Here is a 19,475-nt window from a genome sequence, read left to right as displayed (position 1 = left end):
CCTTCCTTATTGATTATTAAGAAATTCTTCAGTTAAATTATAATAGCATTCCGCTCCTTTACATTTATCATCATAAAGAACTATTGGTAATCCATAGCTTGGTGCTTCAGCTAACCTTATATTTCTTGGTATAGTTGTCTTATAAAGCTTTCCACTAAAATATTTTTTTACTTCCTCTGATACTTCATTTGATAATTTTGTTCTACTATCACACATCGTTAATACAACGCCTTCAACTTCAATATGTTTATTCATTGACTTTTTAACAAGTTGTATGGTATTTACAAGTTGACCTACTCCCTCTAAAGCATAGAATTCGGTTTGAATAGGTATAAGAACTGTATCTGATGCAGCTAAAGAATTAATAGTTATAAGTCCTAATGATGGAGGACAGTCTATAAATACAAAATCATATTTTTCTTTCATTTCACTTATTTTATTCTTAAGTATTTTTTCCCTATTTTCAATATTTATTAATTCAACTTCAGCACCTGCAAGTTCAACATTCGATGGCGCAATATATAAATTTTTAATAAGTTGAGACTCCTGTACAATATCATCTATGGCAACATCATTTGTCAAAGAATCATACGTTGATAGCTCAAGCTTACTTTTATCTATTCCTAGTCCACTAGTAGTATTACCTTGTGGATCAATATCTATAGTTAATATCTTTAACCCTTTCATCGCCAAATATGTACATAAATTTATGTTAGTCGTTGTTTTGCCTACTCCACCTTTTTGATTAAAAACACTTATTACCTTCATATTGTTCACCACCTTATGTTATATATTATCCTTCTTATATTTATATTATAACTTATAATAATTTTTTATAAATAGATTTTTTGAAATTTTGGGCAAAAAAAAATGTTTCACGTGAAACATTTTTCATTTCTTAGGAATTACAACCGTAACTTCAATAGTATCCTCTAATTCCTTTGATTTGTATTTTGCTTTTATCCCATACTTATCAAATACTTGCTTTATAGTATTTATATATATTTTAGAACTGAATATTCCTTTAATACGCTTCTTACCATCTACTGCAATGTCGTTTTCCTTATTATAAATTTTATGAAGTTTATTTTCTATAAATTCTTCCGTTTTCTTTACATTTAATCCTTTAGAAACAACAGTCTTAATAACACTAATTTGCATCTTTTTATTTGGCAATTTTAAAAGTGCTCTAGCATGCCTCTCAGTAAGATTATTTTTTAATAGATCTTTTCTTACACTGTCATCAAGTTTTAATAGTCTTAACTTATTAGCTATAGTTGACTGCTTCTTACCTACATTTTCAGCAAGTTTTTCCTGAGTATAACCATATTGATTAATTAGATTATAATATGCTTCTGCTTCTTCGATATAATTTAAGTTTTCTCTTTGTATATTTTCAAGAAGAGCTATCTCTGCAGCTTCCTTATCATCTATATCAATTAGAATAACAGGTACTTCATCGAGCCCTGCAAGCCTTGCAGCTCTAAATCTTCTTTCCCCTGCAATTATCTCATATTTATCATCAGATAATTTTCTTACTGTAATAGGTTGAATTATTCCATAATTTTTTATAGATTGAGCTAATTCTTCAAGCGCATTCTGGTCAAAATACTTTCTAGGTTGATTTAAATTTGCGCATATATCATCCACAGAAATATATAAAACATTATCCATATAAAAATTCATTCCTTTTCATTGAATTACATATCTATTGTATAGGATTTTTAGAAACCTTACCCGCTTTTCTCGGATATTTTTTAGGAGTAGCCTTTTCTTTTTTTATAACTACCAAATTATGTTTAAAATCCTCGTTCTCAAACTCAACATTTATAACCTCATCTAATTTTCCGCCAAGAACTGATATAGATTTTTTAGCTTGAGATATTTCTTCATTTACTACAGGTCCTTTCAAAGCAATTAAATATCCACTTATCTTTACAAATGGAATACAAAATTCGTTTAATACTGACATATTTGCAACAGCTCTTGATACAACTATGTCAAATTTTTCACGATACTCTTTATTTGCTCCAAAATCTTCTGCTCTTCCATGCACTGTTCTAATATTTTTTAAATCTAATTGTTTTATAACCTCATCTAAGAAGTTTACCCTTTTCTGAAGAGAATCCAGTAATACAACTTGAATGTTTTCATCCATTATGGCTATAGGTATTCCAGGAAATCCAGCTCCAGTTCCAACATCTATTACTTTTTTAGCCTTATTCATATATTTTACTTCAAAAACTTTTATAGAATCAATGAAATGCTTTTTTACTATTTCTTCATCTTCCGTAATTGCTGTAAGATTCATTACCTTGTTCCATTCTTGTAGCAATTCTTTGTATTTCATGAATTTATTGTATTTTTCTTCTGTTAACTCTAAACCAGTTTTTTTACACTCTAAACTCATAATGTCAAAATATTCCATTTTATTCCTCCGTTTTATAGAATTCAATATAATTATTGCTTATTCTTAAAATAATACTCCAAGTATATCATAAGAACTGAAATATCTGAAGGAGAAACTCCTGATATTCTCGATGCTTGACCTAAATTTACTGGTCTAAATTTATTTAACTTTTGAATTGCTTCTGTTCTCAAATTTTTTATATTTTCGTACTTAATTTCATCTGGGATAAGCCTTTTTTCAAATTTTCTAAACTGATCTACCTGTTCAAGTTGCTTCTCAATATATCCTTCATATTTTATCATTATGTTAACTTCATCAATTATATCTGATGGTACATCCTCTTGACTATTATCTAGTTCTTTCAATTTATTATAATCGAGTTCCGGTCTTCTTATTAATTCATATAAACTTATAGGCTTCTTTAAAGGAACCGTATGAAGAGTCTCTAAAAAGTCATTAACTTCTTTTTTATTAGTTATTTGAATTCCCTTTAATCTATCTAATTCTTTCTGTATCATACTTCTTCTTTTAATGAACTTATTATATCTATCTTCTTTAACTAACCCTATTTTGTGTCCTAATTCTGTAAGTCTCAAATCAGCATTATCTTGTCTAAGTAAAAGTCTATATTCAGCTCTAGAAGTCATCATTCTGTATGGTTCATTAGTCCCTTTGGTTACTAGATCATCTATAAGTACTCCTATATAAGCATCTGACCTGGATAATATAAATGGATCTTTATTTTGAGCTTTTAATGCTGCATTTATACCAGCCATGATTCCCTGTGCCCCTGCTTCTTCATAACCAGAACTACCATTGAATTGTCCTGCACCAAACAATCCACTTATTTCTTTAAATTCAAGTGAAAGCTTAAGTTGAATAGGATCAATACAATCATATTCTATTGCATAAGCAGTTTTAAGTACCTCTACGTTTTCAAGTCCTGGTACTGTTTTTAGCATTTTCATTTGCACTTCTTCTGGAAGTGAACTTGACATACCACCAACATATAATTCATTTGTGTTTTCACCCTCTGGCTCAATAAATATTTGGTGTTGAGTCTTATCTGGAAAACGCATTACTTTATCTTCAATTGAAGGGCAATATCTTGGACCAATGCTCTTTATCGTACCATTATATAAAGGTGACCTATCAATATTATTTCTTATAACATTATGAGTATCTTGATTAGTATAAGTTAAATAACATGATATTTGATCCCTTTCAAGTTTGTCATCTAAAAATGAAAAAGGTACTATTTTCTCATCTCCACGCTGCTCAATCATTTTCGAAAAATCAACGCTTCTCTTATTTACTCTAGCTGGTGTACCAGTTTTAAATCTTCTTAATTTTATTCCAGCATCTATAAGAGACTGTGAAAGCTCATTAGCTGGAACTAATCCACTAGGACCACCACTATAATTTACTTCACCAATTATAATTCTAGCTCTTAAATATGTTCCAGTAGCTAAAACAATAGTTTTTGCATTAAAACAAGCTCCATTTTTAGTTACAATTCCCTTAACTTTATTATTCTCAATATCAATTGCTACAACCTCAAGCTGCCGTACATACAAATTTTCTTGATGTTCAAGTACATTTTTCATTGATTGAGAATAACTTAATTTATCAGCCTGTGCTCTTAATGAATGAACTGCAGGTCCCTTAGAAAGATTAAGCATTCTTGATTGTATAAATGTTTTATCAATGTTAACTCCCATTTCCCCACCTAAAGCATCTATTTCTCTAACAAGGTGTCCCTTGGCAGTTCCTCCTATATTAGGATTACATGGCATCATAGCTATGCTGTCAAGATTCATTGTACATACAAGTGTCTTACATCCCATTCGTGCCGCTGCAAGTGCCGCCTCACATCCAGCATGACCTGCTCCAATTACTATAACATCATAATTACCAGAAAAATACTTTACCATAATTTTTCACCTACTTTCCTAAACAAAAATCTTTAAATATTTTATCAATCAAATCCTCCTGAAGTGTTTCCCCAGTAATCTCTCCAAGAGCCATCCATGCATTACGTATATCAATAGAAGCAAGATCTACAGCTAAAGTATTTTTAAGTGCACCTAAAGATGATTCACAATATCCCTTTGCTTTTATGAGTGCTTCTTTATGTCTTGTATTTGTAATCATTATATTATCCTGTTTTAAATCTCCACTAAAAAACATATTTTTAATACAATCTTTTAATTCTTCTAATCCTATTTTATCCTTTACAGAAAAATTGACAATATATTTTTCATTTAAATTTTTAAAACAATTCCTATCTATTTTACTAGGTAAATCAACTTTATTCAATAAGACAATATAATTTTTATCTTTTATATAATCAATAATTTCAAGATCATTTTTATCCACTTTTTTACTTGAATCTATCATAAATATTATAAGATCAGCGTCATGAAGTTTTTCCTTTGACTTTTCCACTCCAATTTTCTCTATAACATCTTCAGTTTCCCTTATACCTGCCGTATCAACTATCTTAACCGGTATTCCAGAGATATTTATATATTCTTCTATAACATCCCTAGTAGTTCCAGGAATATCTGTAACTATAGCTCTTTTTTCATCCAAAAGTAAATTCAATAAAGATGATTTTCCTACATTAGGCTTTCCTATAATAACTGTACTAAGACCTTCTCTTAAAATCTTACCTTCATCCGCACTTAATATAAGCCTATCAATTTCTTTTATAATATCTTTTACATTCTTCTCTACACTTTGAGCTGTAGCTTCTTCTAAATCATCTTCAGGATAATCAACAGTAGCTTCAATATGTGCTATTATTTCCAAGATATTTTGCCTTAATTTATTTATTTCCCTGGAAATCGTTCCTTCTGCCTGTGCAACTGAAGCTTTCATACTTAATTCCGTCTTAGAATTTATAATATCCATAACAGCCTCTGCTTCTGTCAAATCAAGTCTACCATTTAAAAAAGCTCTTTTAGTAAATTCACCCGGTTCAGCAAGTCTTGCTCCAGCTTTTATTACTTCTTCTAATATTCTCTTGGCCGGATAACTTCCACCATGACAATTTACTTCTACGACATTTTCTCCAGTGAAACTCTTGGGTCCCTTCATAAAACTCACAATGACTTCATCTATTATATCGCCGCTATTTAATTCAATGATATTTCCATATCTCATAGTATAAGTTTTCATATCAAAAATATTTTCTTTATTTTTACCTCTAAATATTTTATTAACTATATTAAGAGATTTGCTTCCTGAAACTCTTATTATTGAAATACCGCTATTACCAGTTGCTGTAGATATTGCCGCTATAGTATCGAATTCTTTCATAAGTATTAAGTAAGATTATATTTCTAACCTTACAATATCCTCCCTTCATTCCACTAAACTTAAAAAGAAAGCCCAAAGGCTTTCTTTTTATTCAAGATTTTTTTAACTCTACTACAACCCTTCTATGAGGCTCTTCTCCTTCACTGTAAGTTTTCACATATTTATCATTTTGAAGTGCTGAATGAATTATTCTTCTCTCATATGGGTTCATCGGTTCTAATTTAAAATGTCTTTGCTCTTCTTTTACTCGTTTCGCAATCTTAAAAGCCAGTCGCTTTAATGTTTCTTCTCTCTTAGCACGATAATTTTCAGTATCAAGAACAACTCTCTTATACTTTCCTTCTTCATGATCCTTATTTACAACTAAATTCACAAGATACTGTAAAGAATCAAGAGTTTCTCCTCTATACCCTATAAGTAAACCAATATTTTTTCCATATAAATTTATAAATAAATTATTATCAACTTCCCTGATTTTTATTTCTATATCCAAATTCATATCATCAAAGACTTTTTTTAAAAAGTTTCTAGCTTCCGATACATAATCTTTTTTTAGGGTAACTTTAACCTTAGCTTCTCTTTTGCCAATTATATTAAGAATTCCTTTACTTCCTTCATCAATAACCTCAACTTTAACATTTTCCTTTGTAGTTTGTAAATCATTTAAAGCTTTTTCAATAGCATCTTCTACCGTTTTCCCAATAGTTTCAACACTTTTCATTTTAAAGCCCCCCCTATACAATTACTTCACATACAAATACTATTTATTTTTGCCCTTTTTCTTCTTTTTTGCATCGCTATTGTCAGAAACAATTTCATTACTATGTATATCTTCATCTTTCTCAGCTTCTAACTTAGCAGTTACTGAAGTAATAATAACCTTTGATTGTATCATCTGGAACAAGTTACTTATGGTCCAGTATAAAACAAGAGCAGCACTAAAGTTCCAACTCATCCATAAGAAGAATATGGACATTCCCGCATTCATAGTTGTAGTTTGTTTCTGCTGAGCTGGATCTGAACTTGGAGGCATCATTAATACGCCTGATAAATATGTTGTTGCACCAGATAATATAGGTAAAATCCATGTGGTCCAATCTTTAAATGAAGCTTTCTGAGCTAAATCAGTAATCCATAAAAATCCTATTCCCTTTATATTTAAGCTGTAAAAAACGTAATATAAAGCTATTAATATAGGATATTGTATAAGCATTAATATGCATCCACCAAAAGGATTAACGTTTTTTTCCTTGTATAGCTTCATAGTCTCAGCTTGCATCTTCTGTGGGTCACTTTTATACTTAGTTTGAAGCTTTTTTAATTGTGGTTGAAGCGCACTCATAAGAACAGATGATTTTATCTGTTTCACACTAAGCGGTAGCAATAAAGCTTTTATTATTATGGTAAGAATTATAATAGCTAAACCATAAGAATAATTTTTATTAGGAATAATATTAAACACAAAACTATTTATTGAATTAAAAAACTGAACAAATAAATTGTTCAAGGCAGTTATCTTAAACATATAAAACAGAAACCTCCTAATATTTATTTAACGGGGTCGTATCCTCCCTTTGAAAAAGGATTACATCTTAAAATTCTCCAAATTGCCATTAATCCACCCTTAAATGCTCCGTACTTTTCTATAGCATCAATAGCATACTGTGAACATGTAGGCATATACTTACAACAAGCTCTCCTTTTCAGAGGTGATAAGTATGATCTATAAAATTTTATTAAACTAATTAATATCTTCTTTATCATTCATAACCAGGCCTGCCTTATAAAATAAATTTTTCATAGCACTTTGTACTTCTGAATAACGTTTACCATTACAAGCTGTTCTAGCTATAATAACAAAATCATATCCTATTTTTAAATTTTGACAATTCAATCGATAGCTTTCTCCAATCAATCGCTTAACTCGACTTCTAATTACGCTCTTTCCAACTTTTTTACTAACCGATATACCAATTCTATTTTTATCTTTGTATAAATTATTCTTGTAAATATACAAAACTAATAGCTTATTTGAAAAAGACTTTCCTTTTCTATATACTTTTCTAAATTCTGCATTTTTTCTTATTTTGTTTTCTTTCATAAAAACTACTCCCTAAATTGCAGAAAAAGGCCACACAACGCGGCCTTATGCTGTCAATCTTTTTCTTCCTTTTAGTCTTCTTCTTTTAAGAACTTTTCTTCCAGATAAAGTACTCATTCTTTTTCTAAAGCCATGTTCTCTTTTTCTCTGTTTCTTTTTAGGCTGATATGTCATAAACATGTTTATGCACCCCCTTTGACTTTTCTACTATTTTATAGAAACACGCTCTTTCCAAATTAAAGTTTTACTTTATAATTATATATTTCAATATATCTAATGTCAAGGAAAACGACTATGCCAAACTTTATACTGAAATTTAACCTCTACATATTAATTTTTTTACACATGTTAGTAATTTATTCACTTTTTAAATTTTTTTGTGGATAATTTCTTGAATACACTATTATGTTTTGATATTATTATGAAAGGGCTGTTAATAACTTTTTCAAAAGTAAGTTATGCACAAACTGTGTATAAGTCTGTTGATAACTTGTTTTTTTTCTTTTTATTTTTTAATTTTAATACTTATTTTCTCAATTTGAATTATGTGTTAATATTAATATTGAAGATTTGTGGATAACTATTAACAATTTAGATTCATTCACATTATTATCAACATGTGAATATTTTTTAGTTCATATGTCAAGAAATCTAATGTATACTTATTTTTGTTCATAACTATGTTATTAATTTGTTAATTACTTTATATTAAAATAAATTTTTAGACAGGAGGATATACTATGGGTGCCCAATTAAACGAACTGTGGCAAAAAACCATTAACATAATAAAAGGCGAATTAACAGAAGTAAGCTTTAATACTTGGATAAAAAGTATCACTCCTATATCTATTGATAAAGATAGTATACGCCTTGGTGTTCCAAACCAATTTACCAAAGAAATTCTTGAAAATCGCTACAAAGATTTAATAATAAATTCTGTAAAAATTATTGCTACTAAAAAATACGATATAATATTTTTAATCGCATCTGAAGAAGCTTTGGAAACTGATGAAAAGCCAGAAGTTAATGCAGTAACGCCAGATAATACTTCATCTTCTATGCTTAATCCAAAGTACAAATTTGATTCATTTGTAGTAGGTAACAGCAACAGATTTGCTCATGCTGCATGTCTTGCTGTAGCTGAAGCCCCTGCAAAAGCTTATAATCCCTTATTTATATATGGGGGGGTAGGTCTTGGAAAAACTCATCTTATGCAGGCTATAGGCCATTACATACTCGACAATAATCCGAAAGCTAAGGTTATATATGTTTCTTCTGAAAAGTTTACAAATGAACTAATCAATTCAATAAAAGATGATAAAAATGTTGAATTTAGAAATAAATATAGAAATATAGATGTTCTATTAATAGATGATGTTCAGTTTATAGCGGGGAAGGAACGTACTCAAGAGGAATTTTTCCATACTTTTAATGAATTACATGAAAATAATAAACAAATAATTCTTTCAAGTGATAGACCTCCAAAGGAAATTCCTACTTTAGAAGATAGATTGCGTTCAAGATTTGAATGGGGATTAATAGCTGATATACAACCTCCTGATTTTGAAACAAGAATAGCAATATTAAAGAAAAAAGCCGACGTAGACCATTTAAATATACCAAACGACGTTATGGTGTACATAGCAACACAAATTAAATCGAACATAAGAGAGCTAGAAGGGGCACTTATAAGAATAGTGGCTTTTTCATCTCTCACTAATAAAGAAATAAGTGTAGATCTAGCGTCTGAAGCTCTCAAAGATATTATTTCAAGCAAGCAAAATAAACAGATAACAATAGATTTGATTCAAGATGTAGTTTCAAGCTACTTTAATTTAAAAATTGAGGACTTCAAATCAGCTAGGCGTACAAAAAATATAGCTTTTCCAAGACAAATTGCAATGTACCTTTCTAGAAAATTGACAGATATGTCATTACCTAAAATTGGAGAAGCTTTTGGCGGAAGAGATCATACTACAGTAATTCATGCTTATGAGAAAATATCATCATGTTTAAAAGAAGATGATGATTTAAAATATACCATAAATGAAATTACGAAACGTCTTTCACCAAAGTAATAACAGCTGTTTATTATTTATTTAGAATAGCTTGTGGATATTTTTTTTATTTTACTTTACGTGTTAATACTGTTGATAACGTTGAGTACTTACCCCTAAATTATCCACAGTTATTTTTTTCTTGTGAACCTTGATATTTATTGGCTATAACCACTTATCAACAAATTCACAAGCCCTACTACTATTACTACTTAACTTTTAATATATCTTACCTACTTTTTTTGTTATTTATACCTGTTAATAAGGAGGACGTTTTAATGAAATTTATTTGTGAAAAAAATATATTACAAGAAGCTATAATGACAGCACAAAAAGCAGTTACTGGAAAATCAACAATGCCAGTACTTCAGGGTATATACATGAATGCAGAAAATAATCAACTTACTTTAATTGGTTCAGATATAGATTTAAGTATTGAAACTAAAATAAATGTTGAAGTACTAGAATCAGGAAGAGTTGTTTTAGATGCTAGACTTTTTAGCGAAATAATAAGAAAACTTCCAAATTCTAAAGTTGAAATAATAACTACAGAAAATAACTGCGTTGAGATAACCTGCAATAAGTCTAAATTTACACTTATATATTTAAATCCAGATGATTTTCCAAGTTTACCTGAGATAAATGAAGATTCCATATTTACTATAAATCAAAAAACTTTAAAAAGCATGATAAAAGGTACCAGTTTTGCTATAGCTCAAGATGAAACAAGACCTATTTTAACTGGAGTTTTATTTGAAGTGAAAAATGCAAAATTAAATTTAGTTGCTATAGATGGATATAGATTGGCACTTAGAAGTGAATATATAGATAGTGAAACTAGCATAAATGCAGTAATCCCAGGTAAAACCCTTAATGAAGTTATAAAAATATTGGAAGATGAGGGAGATGTAAATATTACATTTACTTCAAACCATATATTGTTTAATCTCGGAGATACTAAGGTAATATCTAGATTACTTGAAGGTGAATTTATAAAATACAATTCAATAATTCCTGAGGAGTATAATTTAAATATAGTGGCTAAAAAGGAAGATTTGCTTGATTGTATAGAAAGAGCTTCCCTTATGGCAAAGGATGGAAATAACAATCTTATTAAACTAGATATTGAAGATGACTTAATGGTAATAACCTCTAATTCTCAATTGGGAAACGTAAGAGAAGAAATGAATATAATTTTGCAAGGTCAGCCATTAAAAATTGCATTTAACTCAAAATACTTAATTGATGTACTAAAAATCATGAATGAAGATGAGATTGTAATGAACTTTTCAAGCAGTATAAGTCCCTGCATTATAAAAAATAAAGAAAACGATGATTGCACGTATTTAATTTTACCAGTAAGATTGGCTGCTATTTAGAATTTGTGTTCAGGAGGAAAAATTGTAAAAATGAAAGAGATAAGTATTAATACTGAATTTATAAAATTGGATTCCCTACTTAAGTGGTGTGGAGCAGTTACCCTTGGCTCAGAAGCTAAAATGTATATTTTGAACGGTGATGTTAAAGTCAATGGTACAGTTGAACTTAGAAGAGGTAAAAAAATTCATAAGGGCGATAGTGTAGAGTTCCAGAATGAAGTTTATAAAATAGTATAGGTTTGGACTTAGAATTGATACTTATGTTATAATAATAGGTGTTATTATGTATATTAAAAATTTAAATTTAGATAATTTTAGAAATTATGACAACATGGAAATTAATTTTAATAAAAATGTTAATATTTTAACTGGAAAAAATGCACAAGGGAAAACAAATATACTAGAAAGCATTTTTTATTGTGGTCTTGGTAAGTCTCATCGTACTAATAAAGATAAGGAACTTATAAAGTGGGATAAAGAAGAGGCTTTTATAAGATTAAATGTATCAAGGAAACCGCTAGATAAAAAAATAGAGATAAAAATATTTAAAAGTGGTAAGAAGGGCATAAATATTAACTCAATAAAATTAAAGAAAATATCTGAGCTTTTTGGGATATTTAATGTTGTTATGTTTTCACCAGAAGATTTAAAGATTGTAAAGGAATCTCCAGGGTGTAGGAGAAAATTTCTGGATATGGAAATATCAAAGTTAGATCATGGGTATTATTATAACCTTGTCCAATACAATAAAATATTAGAGCAGAGGAATAGTGTGCTTAAGAACAGAAAATTCTGGGAAAGTAATATCCTAAATGTATACGACAAACAATTGAGTGAGTTTGGAAGTTCTATAATGCGAAGCAGATTAAAATACTTAGAAAGTCTCAATGAAAAAGGAAAGTCCATCCACTCAGATATAACTCAAGGAAATGAAGAAATACAATTTAATTACTTAACGAGTGTTAAGGACAAAAATAAAATTTCAGATGAGTTATTTTATTTACTCAAAGAAAATCATAAAAAGGATATGGAAAAAGGGAGCACTTCAGTAGGTCCTCATAGGGATGATTTCAATATAAAGATAAATGGAATAGATGCTAAAAGTTTTGGTTCTCAAGGACAGCAAAGGACATCGGTTTTGACAATTAAATTTGCCTCAATACAAATTATTAAAGATATATCAGGTGAGACTCCTGTGCTTTTATTAGATGATGTTCTGTCTGAACTTGATAAAAATAGGCAAGAATATATATTGAACTCTTTAGAAGGAATACAGACAATTATAACTTGTACAGGAATAGATGACATAAAAAAGTATCTGAGAAATGATTTTAAGATTTTTAAAATTCATCAAGGTAAAGTAATGGAATTTTAATGAAAATAAGGAGGAAATTTATGTTTTTACATTTAGGAGAGAATGTGGTAGTTCCTATAAAAGATGTAATAGGAATTTTTGATATTGAAACAACTATGTATAGTGCAGACACAAGTCAGTTTTTAAGGATGTCAGAAGAAGATGGTTTTGTTGAGAGAATAACAAATGAACCGCCAAAGTCTTTTGTTATTGCAGAAGTCGATAAAAAGAGCAAAATATTTCTATCCCCAATTTCATCTTCAACGTTATGCAAAAGATCAGCAGCTGTATATTTAGAGTCATAAAATGAAAGAGTAGGAGGATACTAATGTCAGAGAAAAATGAAGTTTATGATGAAAGTCAGATACAGGTTCTTGAAGGGCTTGAAGCTGTAAGAAAAAGACCGGGTATGTATATAGGAAGTACTGGTACTAGAGGCTTGCATCATCTTGTATATGAAATAGTAGATAACAGTATAGATGAAGCTTTAGCTGGATATTGTACACATATAAAAATTTTTATACATAAAGATAATTCAATAACAGTATCCGATGATGGTAGAGGTATGCCAGTAGGTATACACCATAAAATGAAAAAGCCAACAGTAGAAGTAATAATGACTGTACTTCATGCAGGTGGAAAATTTGGTGGTGGAGCTTACAGAGTATCAGGTGGTTTACACGGAGTTGGTGCATCTGTTGTTAATGCTTTGTCTGAAACATGTGAAGTAGAAGTAAAAACAGAAGGCCATATATGGAAACAAACTTATCATAGAGGAAAGGTTGCTTCACCGTTCGAAAAAATAGGTGATAGTGATGAACACGGAACTAAGACGTATTTTAAGCCAGATCCTGAAATATTTGAAGATACAGTATATGATTACGATGTATTATCACAAAGATTAAGGGAATTAGCATTTTTAAATAAGGGAGTTAAAATTCAACTCATTGATGAAAGAACTGATAAGGGTGAGATTTTTCACTATGAAGGTGGATTGAAATCCTTTGTGACATATTTAAATAGAAACAGAGAAGTAATTTTTAAAGATCCAATATATGTAGAGGGTTCAAAAGATAATAACTATTCTGTTGAAATAGCACTTCAGTATAATGACGGATACACTGAGAATATTTTTTCCTTTGCAAATAATATACACACAGTAGAAGGAGGAACTCACTTAGCTGGATTTAAATCTGCGTTAACTAGAGTTGTTAATGATTATGCTAAAAAGTTTGGATATCTAAAGGATAATGATAAAAATTTATCTGGAGAGGATATACGAGAAGGTCTTACAGCAGTAATTTCAGTTAAACTTACAGAACCTCAATTTGAAGGTCAAACTAAAACTAAACTTGGAAATACTGAAGTAAGAGGTATTGTTGACAGCATAATAAGTGAAGCTACAAGTACTTATTTGGAGGAAAATCCGCAAATAGGTAAATTAATAATAGATAAGGCTATGGTAGCATCAAGAGCTAGAGAAGCTGCTAAAAAAGCCAGAGAAATTACTAGAAGAAAGTCTGTGCTTGAAAGTACAGCTCTTCCTGGAAAATTAGCTGATTGTTCTTCAAAGGATGCTTCAGAGTGTGAAGTATATCTTGTTGAGGGAGATTCTGCCGGTGGTTCAGCTAAGCAAGGCAGAAACAGAAGATTTCAGGCTATTTTACCATTAAGAGGTAAAATAATGAATGTTGAAAAGCAGAGAATAGATAAAATACTTAATTCAGATACAATTAAATCTATGATAACAGCTTTTGGTGCTGGAATAGGTGAAGATTTTGATTTATCTAAATTAAGATATCACAGAATAATAATAATGACAGATGCCGATGTTGATGGAGCACATATAAGAACTCTTATACTAACTTTTTTCTATAGATACATGAAAGAGCTCATATCAGATGGTCATGTTTATATAGCACAGCCACCTCTATACAGAGTTAATAAGGCTAAAAAAGAGTATTATGCTTATAGTGATCAGGAATTAGATAATGTACTTCAAGACGTTGGAGGTAAGGATAAAAATACCGACATACAAAGATACAAAGGTTTAGGAGAAATGAATCCTGAACAGTTATGGGAAACAACTATGGATCCTGAAAGAAGAATTTTAATAAAGGTTAACGTAGAAGATGCTATAGAAGCTGATGAAATTTTCACAATACTTATGGGAGATAAAGTTGATCCAAGACGAAAATTCATAGAAGAAAATGCTAGCAAAGTTGTAAATCTCGATATTTAATGCATTAAAAGAGGTGTGTAATATATGCAAAATGAAGGAAAAGTTTTACCTGTAGATATAAGCAGTGAAATGAAAAAGTGTTATATAGATTATGCAATGAGTGTTATAGTAAGTCGTGCACTTCCAGATGTAAGAGATGGACTTAAGCCAGTTCATAGAAGAATATTATATTCAATGCATGAACTTGGATTAACCCCTGAGAAGGGATATAGAAAATGTGCAAGAATAGTTGGAGATGTTTTAGGTAAATATCATCCACATGGAGATTCTTCTGTTTATGATGCTTTAGTTAGATTAGCACAAGATTTTAACTTAAGATATCCACTCGTTGACGGACATGGAAATTTTGGTTCAGTGGATGGAGATTCAGCTGCGGCCATGAGGTATACAGAAGCAAAGATGAACAAAATTGCCACTGAAATGATAAGGGATATAGGAAAAAATACTGTAGACTTTATGCCTAACTTTGATGGTGAAGAAAAGGAACCGGTTGTAATACCATCTAGATTTCCTAATTTATTAGTAAATGGTTCAGCTGGTATTGCAGTTGGAATGGCTACTAATATACCGCCTCATAATTTGAATGAGGTTATAGATGGAATAACAATGCTTATTGATAATCCAGAATCTACGGTACTTGAACTTATGTCAAAAATAAAAGGACCTGATTTTCCTACAGCTGGAAGCATAATGGGCAAATCTGGTATAAGAGCTGCTTATGAAACAGGAAGAGGAAAAATAATTGTAAGGGCTAAATCTGAAATTGAAGTAGATGACAATGAAAGACAAAGAATTATAATCACTGAAATACCTTATCAGGTAAACAAAGCAAAACTAGTAGAGAATATTGCTGATTTAGTTAAAGAGAAGAAAATTACTGGTATAAGTGATCTTCGTGATGAATCAGATAGAGACGGAATGAGAATTGTTGTAGAAATAAAAAGAGATGGAAATGCAAATATAGTATTAAATCAATTATATAAGCATACTAGACTTCAAGATACTTTTGGAATAAACATGTTAGCATTAGTTAATAATAAACCTGAAGTATTAAATTTAAAACAAATTTTGCAGCATTATATTTCATTCCAGGAAGAAGTTATAACAAGAAGAACCGAGTTTGATCTTAATAAGGCACAAGCAAGAGCTCATATTTTAGAAGGCTTAAAAATAGCTTTAGATAATATAGATGCAGTAATAAATTTAATAAGATCATCTAAAACAACTCAGGAAGCAAAACAAGGATTAATGGATAAATTTGCTCTTTCAGAAAAGCAGGCGCAGGCAATCCTTGATTTAAAACTTCAGAGGTTAACAGGTCTTGAAAGAGAAAAAATAGAAGCAGAATACAATGAATTAATAAAGACTATAGAAAACTTAAAAAGCATTCTTGCAGATGAAAATAAAATTCTTAATATCATAAAAGTAGAACTTAATGAAATAAAGGACAAATATGGTGATGAGAGAAGAACTACAATAGAGAGAGCTGAAAATGATATAGACATAGAGGACCTAATACAAGAAGAAGATGTAGTTATAACTCTTACTCATGCAGGTTATATAAAGAGAATAAATGCTGATACTTATACTGCCCAAAAAAGAGGGGGTAGAGGTATACAGGCCATGAGTACAAAAGAAAATGATTTTGTAGAGAATATATTTATAACTTCAACGCATAGTAATATCTTATTCTTTACAAATCACGGAAGAATGTATATGCTCAAGGCTTATCAAATACCTGAAGCAGGAAGAGTTGCTAAAGGAACTAATGTTATTAATATATTACAGCTTGATGCAAATGAAAAAATACAGGCTGTTATAGCTCTTAAGGAATTTGATGAAAAAAGTTTCTTAGTTATGTGTACTAAAAAGGGCATTATTAAGAAAACATTAGTAGGATTATATAAAAATATAAGGAAGAGTGGACTTATTGCTATAAATCTTAATGACGATGATGAATTAGTTTCTGTTAGAATAACAGAAGGTAATGATGATATTCTAATTGTAACTAACAGTGGTCTCGCTATAAAATTCAATGAGCACGATGTAAGACCTCTTGGAAGAAATGCACTTGGAGTAAAAGGAATAAGTCTTAAACAATCTGATTTTGTTGTAGGAATGGAAATATCAGATAAAGAAAGCGATGTACTTGTTGTAAGTGAAAATGGATTTGGTAAGAGAACACATTCTGGAGAATATAAGTGCCAGCACAGAGGCGGAAAGGGACTTATAACTTATAAGGTTTCTGATAAAACGGGAAAACTTGTAGGTGTCAGAATGGTAAAAGACGGCGATGAACTTATGCTTATAAATAGTCTTGGTATAGCAATTAGAATAAATGTAGAAGATATATCGACAACAAGTAGAAATGCTATGGGTGTTACGCTTATGAGAAAAAGTGAAGACGAAAAAGTTTTAGCTATAGCTAAAATAAATAATGAAGATTCATCAGATGATAGTGATAGTGAAGAAGCTGATGAAAAGAATAGTGATTTATAAATAATTTAATTATTTATAATTTATGTTCTTAAATAAATTATTTGAATTAAAAGCTCGTGAAATCAAGGATTCACGAGCTTTTTTATTGAAATAATTAAGTAAACTATACCGTGAGTATCAATATGAGAAAAATGAAGTATAATGTAAAAATCATAAGAAATATTGATATATTTAACGTAATCACAAGAAATCATGTGAATGTATAAATTATAATGTGGTAAGATATTATCTGTTGTCGCAAGACAGCAGAACTTAATGAGTACAAATGATAACATTTAATAAGTTTTGAAAAACTTAAAAAAAAGTGTTGACATGAAAGCTCATAGGTGATATTATATAAAAGCTGCATGAATGCAGCGGAGATTTGAACTTTGAAAATTAAACAGAGAATTATAAACCAGCAATTCTTTTGAATAGAATTTATTCTATTTAATATATAAGCGATGAGCTTAAGTCAAACTTTTAAATTGAGAGTTTGATCCTGGCTCAGGACGAACGCTGGCGGCGTGCTTAACACATGCAAGTCGAGCGGGGAACTTCGGTTCCCAGCGGCGGACGGGTGAGTAACACGTGGGTAACCTGCCTTACAGTGGGGAATAGCCTTCCGAAAGGAAGATTAATACCGCATAATACTCAGAGATCACATGATCTTTGAGCCAAAGGATTTATTCGCTGTAAGATGGACCCGCGGCGCATTAGCTTGTTGGTGAGGTAACGGCTCACCAAGGCTGCGATGCGTAGCCGACCTGAGAGGGTGATCGGCCACATTGGAACTGAGACACGGTCCAGACTCCTACGGGAGGCAGCAGTGGGGAATATTGCACAATGGAGGAAACTCTGATGCAGCAACGCCGCGTGAGTGATGAAGGTCTTCGGATCGTAAAACTCTGTCTTATGGGACGATAATGACGGTACCATAGGAGGAAGCCACGGCTAACTACGTGCCAGCAGCCGCGGTAATACGTAGGTGGCAAGCGTTGTCCGGATTTACTGGGCGTAAAGGATGTGTAGGCGGATATTTAAGTGAGATGTGAAATCCCCGGGCTTAACTTGGGGGCTGCATTTCAAACTGGATGTCTAGAGTGCAGGAGAGGAAAGCAGAATTCCTAGTGTAGCGGTGAAATGCGTAGAGATTAGGAAGAATACCGGTGGCGAAGGCGGCTTTCTGGACTGTAACTGACGCTGAGGCATGAAAGCGTGGGGAGCAAACAGGATTAGATACCCTGGTAGTCCACGCCGTAAACGATGAATACTAGGTGTAGGAGGTATCGACTCCTTCTGTGCCGCAGTTAACACAATAAGTATTCCGCCTGGGAAGTACGGTCGCAAGATTAAAACTCAAAGGAATTGACGGGGACCCGCACAAGCAGCGGAGCATGTGGTTTAATTCGAAGCAACGCGAAGAACCTTACCTAGACTTGACATCTCCTGAATTACTCGTAACTGAGGAAATCCCTTCGGGGACAGGAAGACAGGTGGTGCATGGTTGTCGTCAGCTCGTGTCGTGAGATGTTGGGTTAAGTCCCGCAACGAGCGCAACCCTTATCATTAGTTGCTAACATTCAGTTGAGCACTCTAGTGAGACTGCCTGGGTTAACCAGGAGGAAGGTGGGGATGACGTCAAATCATCATGCCCCTTATGTCTAGGGCCACACACGTGCTACAATGGTGGGGACAGAAAGATGCGAAACCGCAAGGTTGAGCCAAACTCAAAACCCCATCCCAGTTCGGATTGTAGGCTGAAACTCGCCTACATGAAGCCGGAGTTGCTAGTAATCGCGAATCAGAATGTCGCGGTGAATACGTTCCCGGGTCTTGTACACACCGCCCGTCACACCATGAGAGTCGGCAACACCCGAAGCCCGTGAGGTAACCTTTTGGAACCAGCGGTCGAAGGTGGGGTTGATAATTGGGGTGAAGTCGTAACAAGGTAGCCGTAGGAGAACCTGCGGCTGGATCACCTCCTTTCTAAGGAGTCGACGTGGAAATGTAATTTCCACGAAGGTTTTTAATTCTCTGTTTAATTTTGAGAGCTTAATTCTCTCTAATGTACTTTGAAAATTGCATAGTAATGAATAAGAGTAATACTCTAAAGCAAGGCAAAGTTAA

17 protein-coding genes and 1 rRNA gene are annotated in these 19,475 nt (G+C 31.6%); 8 read left to right on the top strand and 10 right to left on the bottom strand.

Translation table 11 applies throughout. The features are described from left to right. Window positions 1–6: 6 nt before the first annotated feature. From BEE63_RS10060 to rpmH, 10 genes are all read right to left on the bottom strand, one after another. Window positions 7–768: a ParA family protein gene (locus tag BEE63_RS10060; protein ID WP_066021255.1), complete on the bottom strand. Its 762-nt coding sequence runs from the start codon at window positions 766–768 to the stop codon at window positions 7–9. Window positions 769–891: 123 nt separating this feature from the next. Then, on the bottom strand, window positions 892–1,674 hold the full coding sequence (noc, locus tag BEE63_RS10055; RefSeq protein WP_066021254.1) for a nucleoid occlusion protein: 783 nt from the start codon (window positions 1,672–1,674) through the stop codon (window positions 892–894). Window positions 1,675–1,708: 34 nt separating this feature from the next. Further along, window positions 1,709–2,428: a 16S rRNA (guanine(527)-N(7))-methyltransferase RsmG gene (rsmG, locus tag BEE63_RS10050; RefSeq protein ID WP_066021253.1), complete on the bottom strand. Its 720-nt coding sequence runs from the start codon at window positions 2,426–2,428 to the stop codon at window positions 1,709–1,711. A gap of 32 nt (window positions 2,429–2,460) precedes the next feature. After that, complete coding sequence (gene mnmG, locus BEE63_RS10045) at window positions 2,461–4,344, bottom strand: tRNA uridine-5-carboxymethylaminomethyl(34) synthesis enzyme MnmG (protein ID WP_066021252.1); 1,884 nt, start codon at window positions 4,342–4,344, stop codon at window positions 2,461–2,463. Between the two features lie 10 nt (window positions 4,345–4,354). Beyond that, a complete protein-coding gene (mnmE, locus tag BEE63_RS10040) occupies window positions 4,355–5,734 on the bottom strand; it encodes a tRNA uridine-5-carboxymethylaminomethyl(34) synthesis GTPase MnmE (RefSeq protein ID WP_066021251.1) in 1,380 nt (459 codons plus the stop codon). A gap of 91 nt (window positions 5,735–5,825) precedes the next feature. Then, a complete protein-coding gene (jag, locus tag BEE63_RS10035; protein WP_066021250.1) occupies window positions 5,826–6,455 on the bottom strand; it encodes an RNA-binding cell elongation regulator Jag/EloR in 630 nt (209 codons plus the stop codon). Window positions 6,456–6,494: 39 nt separating this feature from the next. After that, window positions 6,495–7,259 carry a membrane protein insertase YidC gene (gene yidC / locus BEE63_RS10030; protein ID WP_066021249.1) on the bottom strand — a complete coding sequence of 255 codons (765 nt, stop codon included), beginning with the start codon at window positions 7,257–7,259 and terminating at the stop codon, window positions 6,495–6,497. A gap of 23 nt (window positions 7,260–7,282) precedes the next feature. Then, window positions 7,283–7,498 (bottom strand): membrane protein insertion efficiency factor YidD, encoded by a 216-nt coding sequence (yidD, locus tag BEE63_RS10025; protein ID WP_066021248.1) that lies wholly within the window; start codon window positions 7,496–7,498, stop codon window positions 7,283–7,285. After that, window positions 7,476–7,835 (bottom strand): ribonuclease P protein component, encoded by a 360-nt coding sequence (gene rnpA / locus BEE63_RS10020; protein ID WP_066021247.1) that lies wholly within the window; start codon window positions 7,833–7,835, stop codon window positions 7,476–7,478. The genes yidD and rnpA overlap by 23 nt, the downstream gene beginning before the upstream one ends. A 45-nt stretch (window positions 7,836–7,880) precedes the next feature. After that, on the bottom strand, window positions 7,881–8,015 hold the full coding sequence (rpmH, locus tag BEE63_RS10015) for a 50S ribosomal protein L34 (RefSeq protein WP_066021246.1): 135 nt from the start codon (window positions 8,013–8,015) through the stop codon (window positions 7,881–7,883). A 560-nt stretch (window positions 8,016–8,575) separates the two neighbouring features. On the opposite strand from rpmH, the gene dnaA reads away from it, so the two are divergent. From dnaA to BEE63_RS09975, 8 genes are all read left to right on the top strand, one after another. Continuing rightward, complete coding sequence (gene dnaA / locus BEE63_RS10010) at window positions 8,576–9,913, top strand: chromosomal replication initiator protein DnaA (RefSeq protein ID WP_066021245.1); 1,338 nt, start codon at window positions 8,576–8,578, stop codon at window positions 9,911–9,913. A gap of 257 nt (window positions 9,914–10,170) precedes the next feature. Further along, window positions 10,171–11,271, top strand: coding sequence for a DNA polymerase III subunit beta (gene dnaN, locus BEE63_RS10005; protein WP_066021244.1), 1,101 nt, complete (start codon window positions 10,171–10,173; stop codon window positions 11,269–11,271). 30 nt (window positions 11,272–11,301) lie between these two features. Next, a complete protein-coding gene (gene yaaA / locus BEE63_RS10000; RefSeq protein WP_066021243.1) occupies window positions 11,302–11,508 on the top strand; it encodes a S4 domain-containing protein YaaA in 207 nt (68 codons plus the stop codon). A 46-nt stretch (window positions 11,509–11,554) separates the two neighbouring features. Further along, window positions 11,555–12,646, top strand: a complete 1,092-nt coding sequence (gene recF / locus BEE63_RS09995; protein ID WP_066021242.1) for a DNA replication/repair protein RecF — start codon at window positions 11,555–11,557, stop codon at window positions 12,644–12,646. A gap of 20 nt (window positions 12,647–12,666) precedes the next feature. Continuing rightward, window positions 12,667–12,930, top strand: a complete 264-nt coding sequence (remB, locus tag BEE63_RS09990; protein ID WP_066021241.1) for an extracellular matrix regulator RemB — start codon at window positions 12,667–12,669, stop codon at window positions 12,928–12,930. Between the two features lie 23 nt (window positions 12,931–12,953). After that, window positions 12,954–14,867 (top strand): DNA topoisomerase (ATP-hydrolyzing) subunit B, encoded by a 1,914-nt coding sequence (gene gyrB / locus BEE63_RS09985; RefSeq protein ID WP_066021240.1) that lies wholly within the window; start codon window positions 12,954–12,956, stop codon window positions 14,865–14,867. Between the two features lie 24 nt (window positions 14,868–14,891). After that, a complete protein-coding gene (gene gyrA / locus BEE63_RS09980; protein ID WP_066021239.1) occupies window positions 14,892–17,366 on the top strand; it encodes a DNA gyrase subunit A in 2,475 nt (824 codons plus the stop codon). Between the two features lie 463 nt (window positions 17,367–17,829). Beyond that, window positions 17,830–19,334, top strand: a 16S ribosomal RNA gene (locus BEE63_RS09975). Window positions 19,335–19,475 lie beyond the last annotated feature (141 nt).

Origin of the sequence: Clostridium pasteurianum, assembly GCF_001705235.1 — a bacterium.
GTDB classification, from domain to species: domain Bacteria; phylum Bacillota; class Clostridia; order Clostridiales; family Clostridiaceae; genus Clostridium_S; species Clostridium_S pasteurianum_A.
The sequence above is the reverse complement of the archived record's forward strand: the minus strand, read 5'-3'. Positions and strand labels throughout refer to the sequence as shown.

Excerpts from the sequence above, each read along its gene's own strand:
- dnaN (WP_066021244.1), top strand. The coding sequence starts at position 10,171 with ATGAAATTTATTTGTGAAAAAAATATATTACAAGAAGCTATAATGACA.
- gyrA (WP_066021239.1), top strand. The coding sequence starts at position 14,892 with ATGCAAAATGAAGGAAAAGTTTTACCTGTAGATATAAGCAGTGAAATG.
- dnaA (WP_066021245.1), top strand. The coding sequence starts at position 8,576 with ATGGGTGCCCAATTAAACGAACTGTGGCAAAAAACCATTAACATAATA.
- noc (WP_066021254.1), bottom strand. The coding sequence starts at position 1,674 with ATGGATAATGTTTTATATATTTCTGTGGATGATATATGCGCAAATTTA.
- yaaA (WP_066021243.1), top strand. The coding sequence starts at position 11,302 with ATGAAAGAGATAAGTATTAATACTGAATTTATAAAATTGGATTCCCTA.
- rnpA (WP_066021247.1), bottom strand. The coding sequence starts at position 7,835 with ATGAAAGAAAACAAAATAAGAAAAAATGCAGAATTTAGAAAAGTATAT.
- yidD (WP_066021248.1), bottom strand. The coding sequence starts at position 7,498 with ATGATAAAGAAGATATTAATTAGTTTAATAAAATTTTATAGATCATAC.
- yidC (WP_066021249.1), bottom strand. The coding sequence starts at position 7,259 with ATGTTTAAGATAACTGCCTTGAACAATTTATTTGTTCAGTTTTTTAAT.
- rpmH (WP_066021246.1), bottom strand. The coding sequence starts at position 8,015 with ATGTTTATGACATATCAGCCTAAAAAGAAACAGAGAAAAAGAGAACAT.
- gyrB (WP_066021240.1), top strand. The coding sequence starts at position 12,954 with ATGTCAGAGAAAAATGAAGTTTATGATGAAAGTCAGATACAGGTTCTT.
- rsmG (WP_066021253.1), bottom strand. The coding sequence starts at position 2,428 with ATGGAATATTTTGACATTATGAGTTTAGAGTGTAAAAAAACTGGTTTA.
- mnmE (WP_066021251.1), bottom strand. The coding sequence starts at position 5,734 with ATGAAAGAATTCGATACTATAGCGGCAATATCTACAGCAACTGGTAAT.
- BEE63_RS10060 (WP_066021255.1), bottom strand. The coding sequence starts at position 768 with ATGAAGGTAATAAGTGTTTTTAATCAAAAAGGTGGAGTAGGCAAAACA.
- remB (WP_066021241.1), top strand. The coding sequence starts at position 12,667 with ATGTTTTTACATTTAGGAGAGAATGTGGTAGTTCCTATAAAAGATGTA.
- mnmG (WP_066021252.1), bottom strand. The coding sequence starts at position 4,344 with ATGGTAAAGTATTTTTCTGGTAATTATGATGTTATAGTAATTGGAGCA.
- jag (WP_066021250.1), bottom strand. The coding sequence starts at position 6,455 with ATGAAAAGTGTTGAAACTATTGGGAAAACGGTAGAAGATGCTATTGAA.
- recF (WP_066021242.1), top strand. The coding sequence starts at position 11,555 with ATGTATATTAAAAATTTAAATTTAGATAATTTTAGAAATTATGACAAC.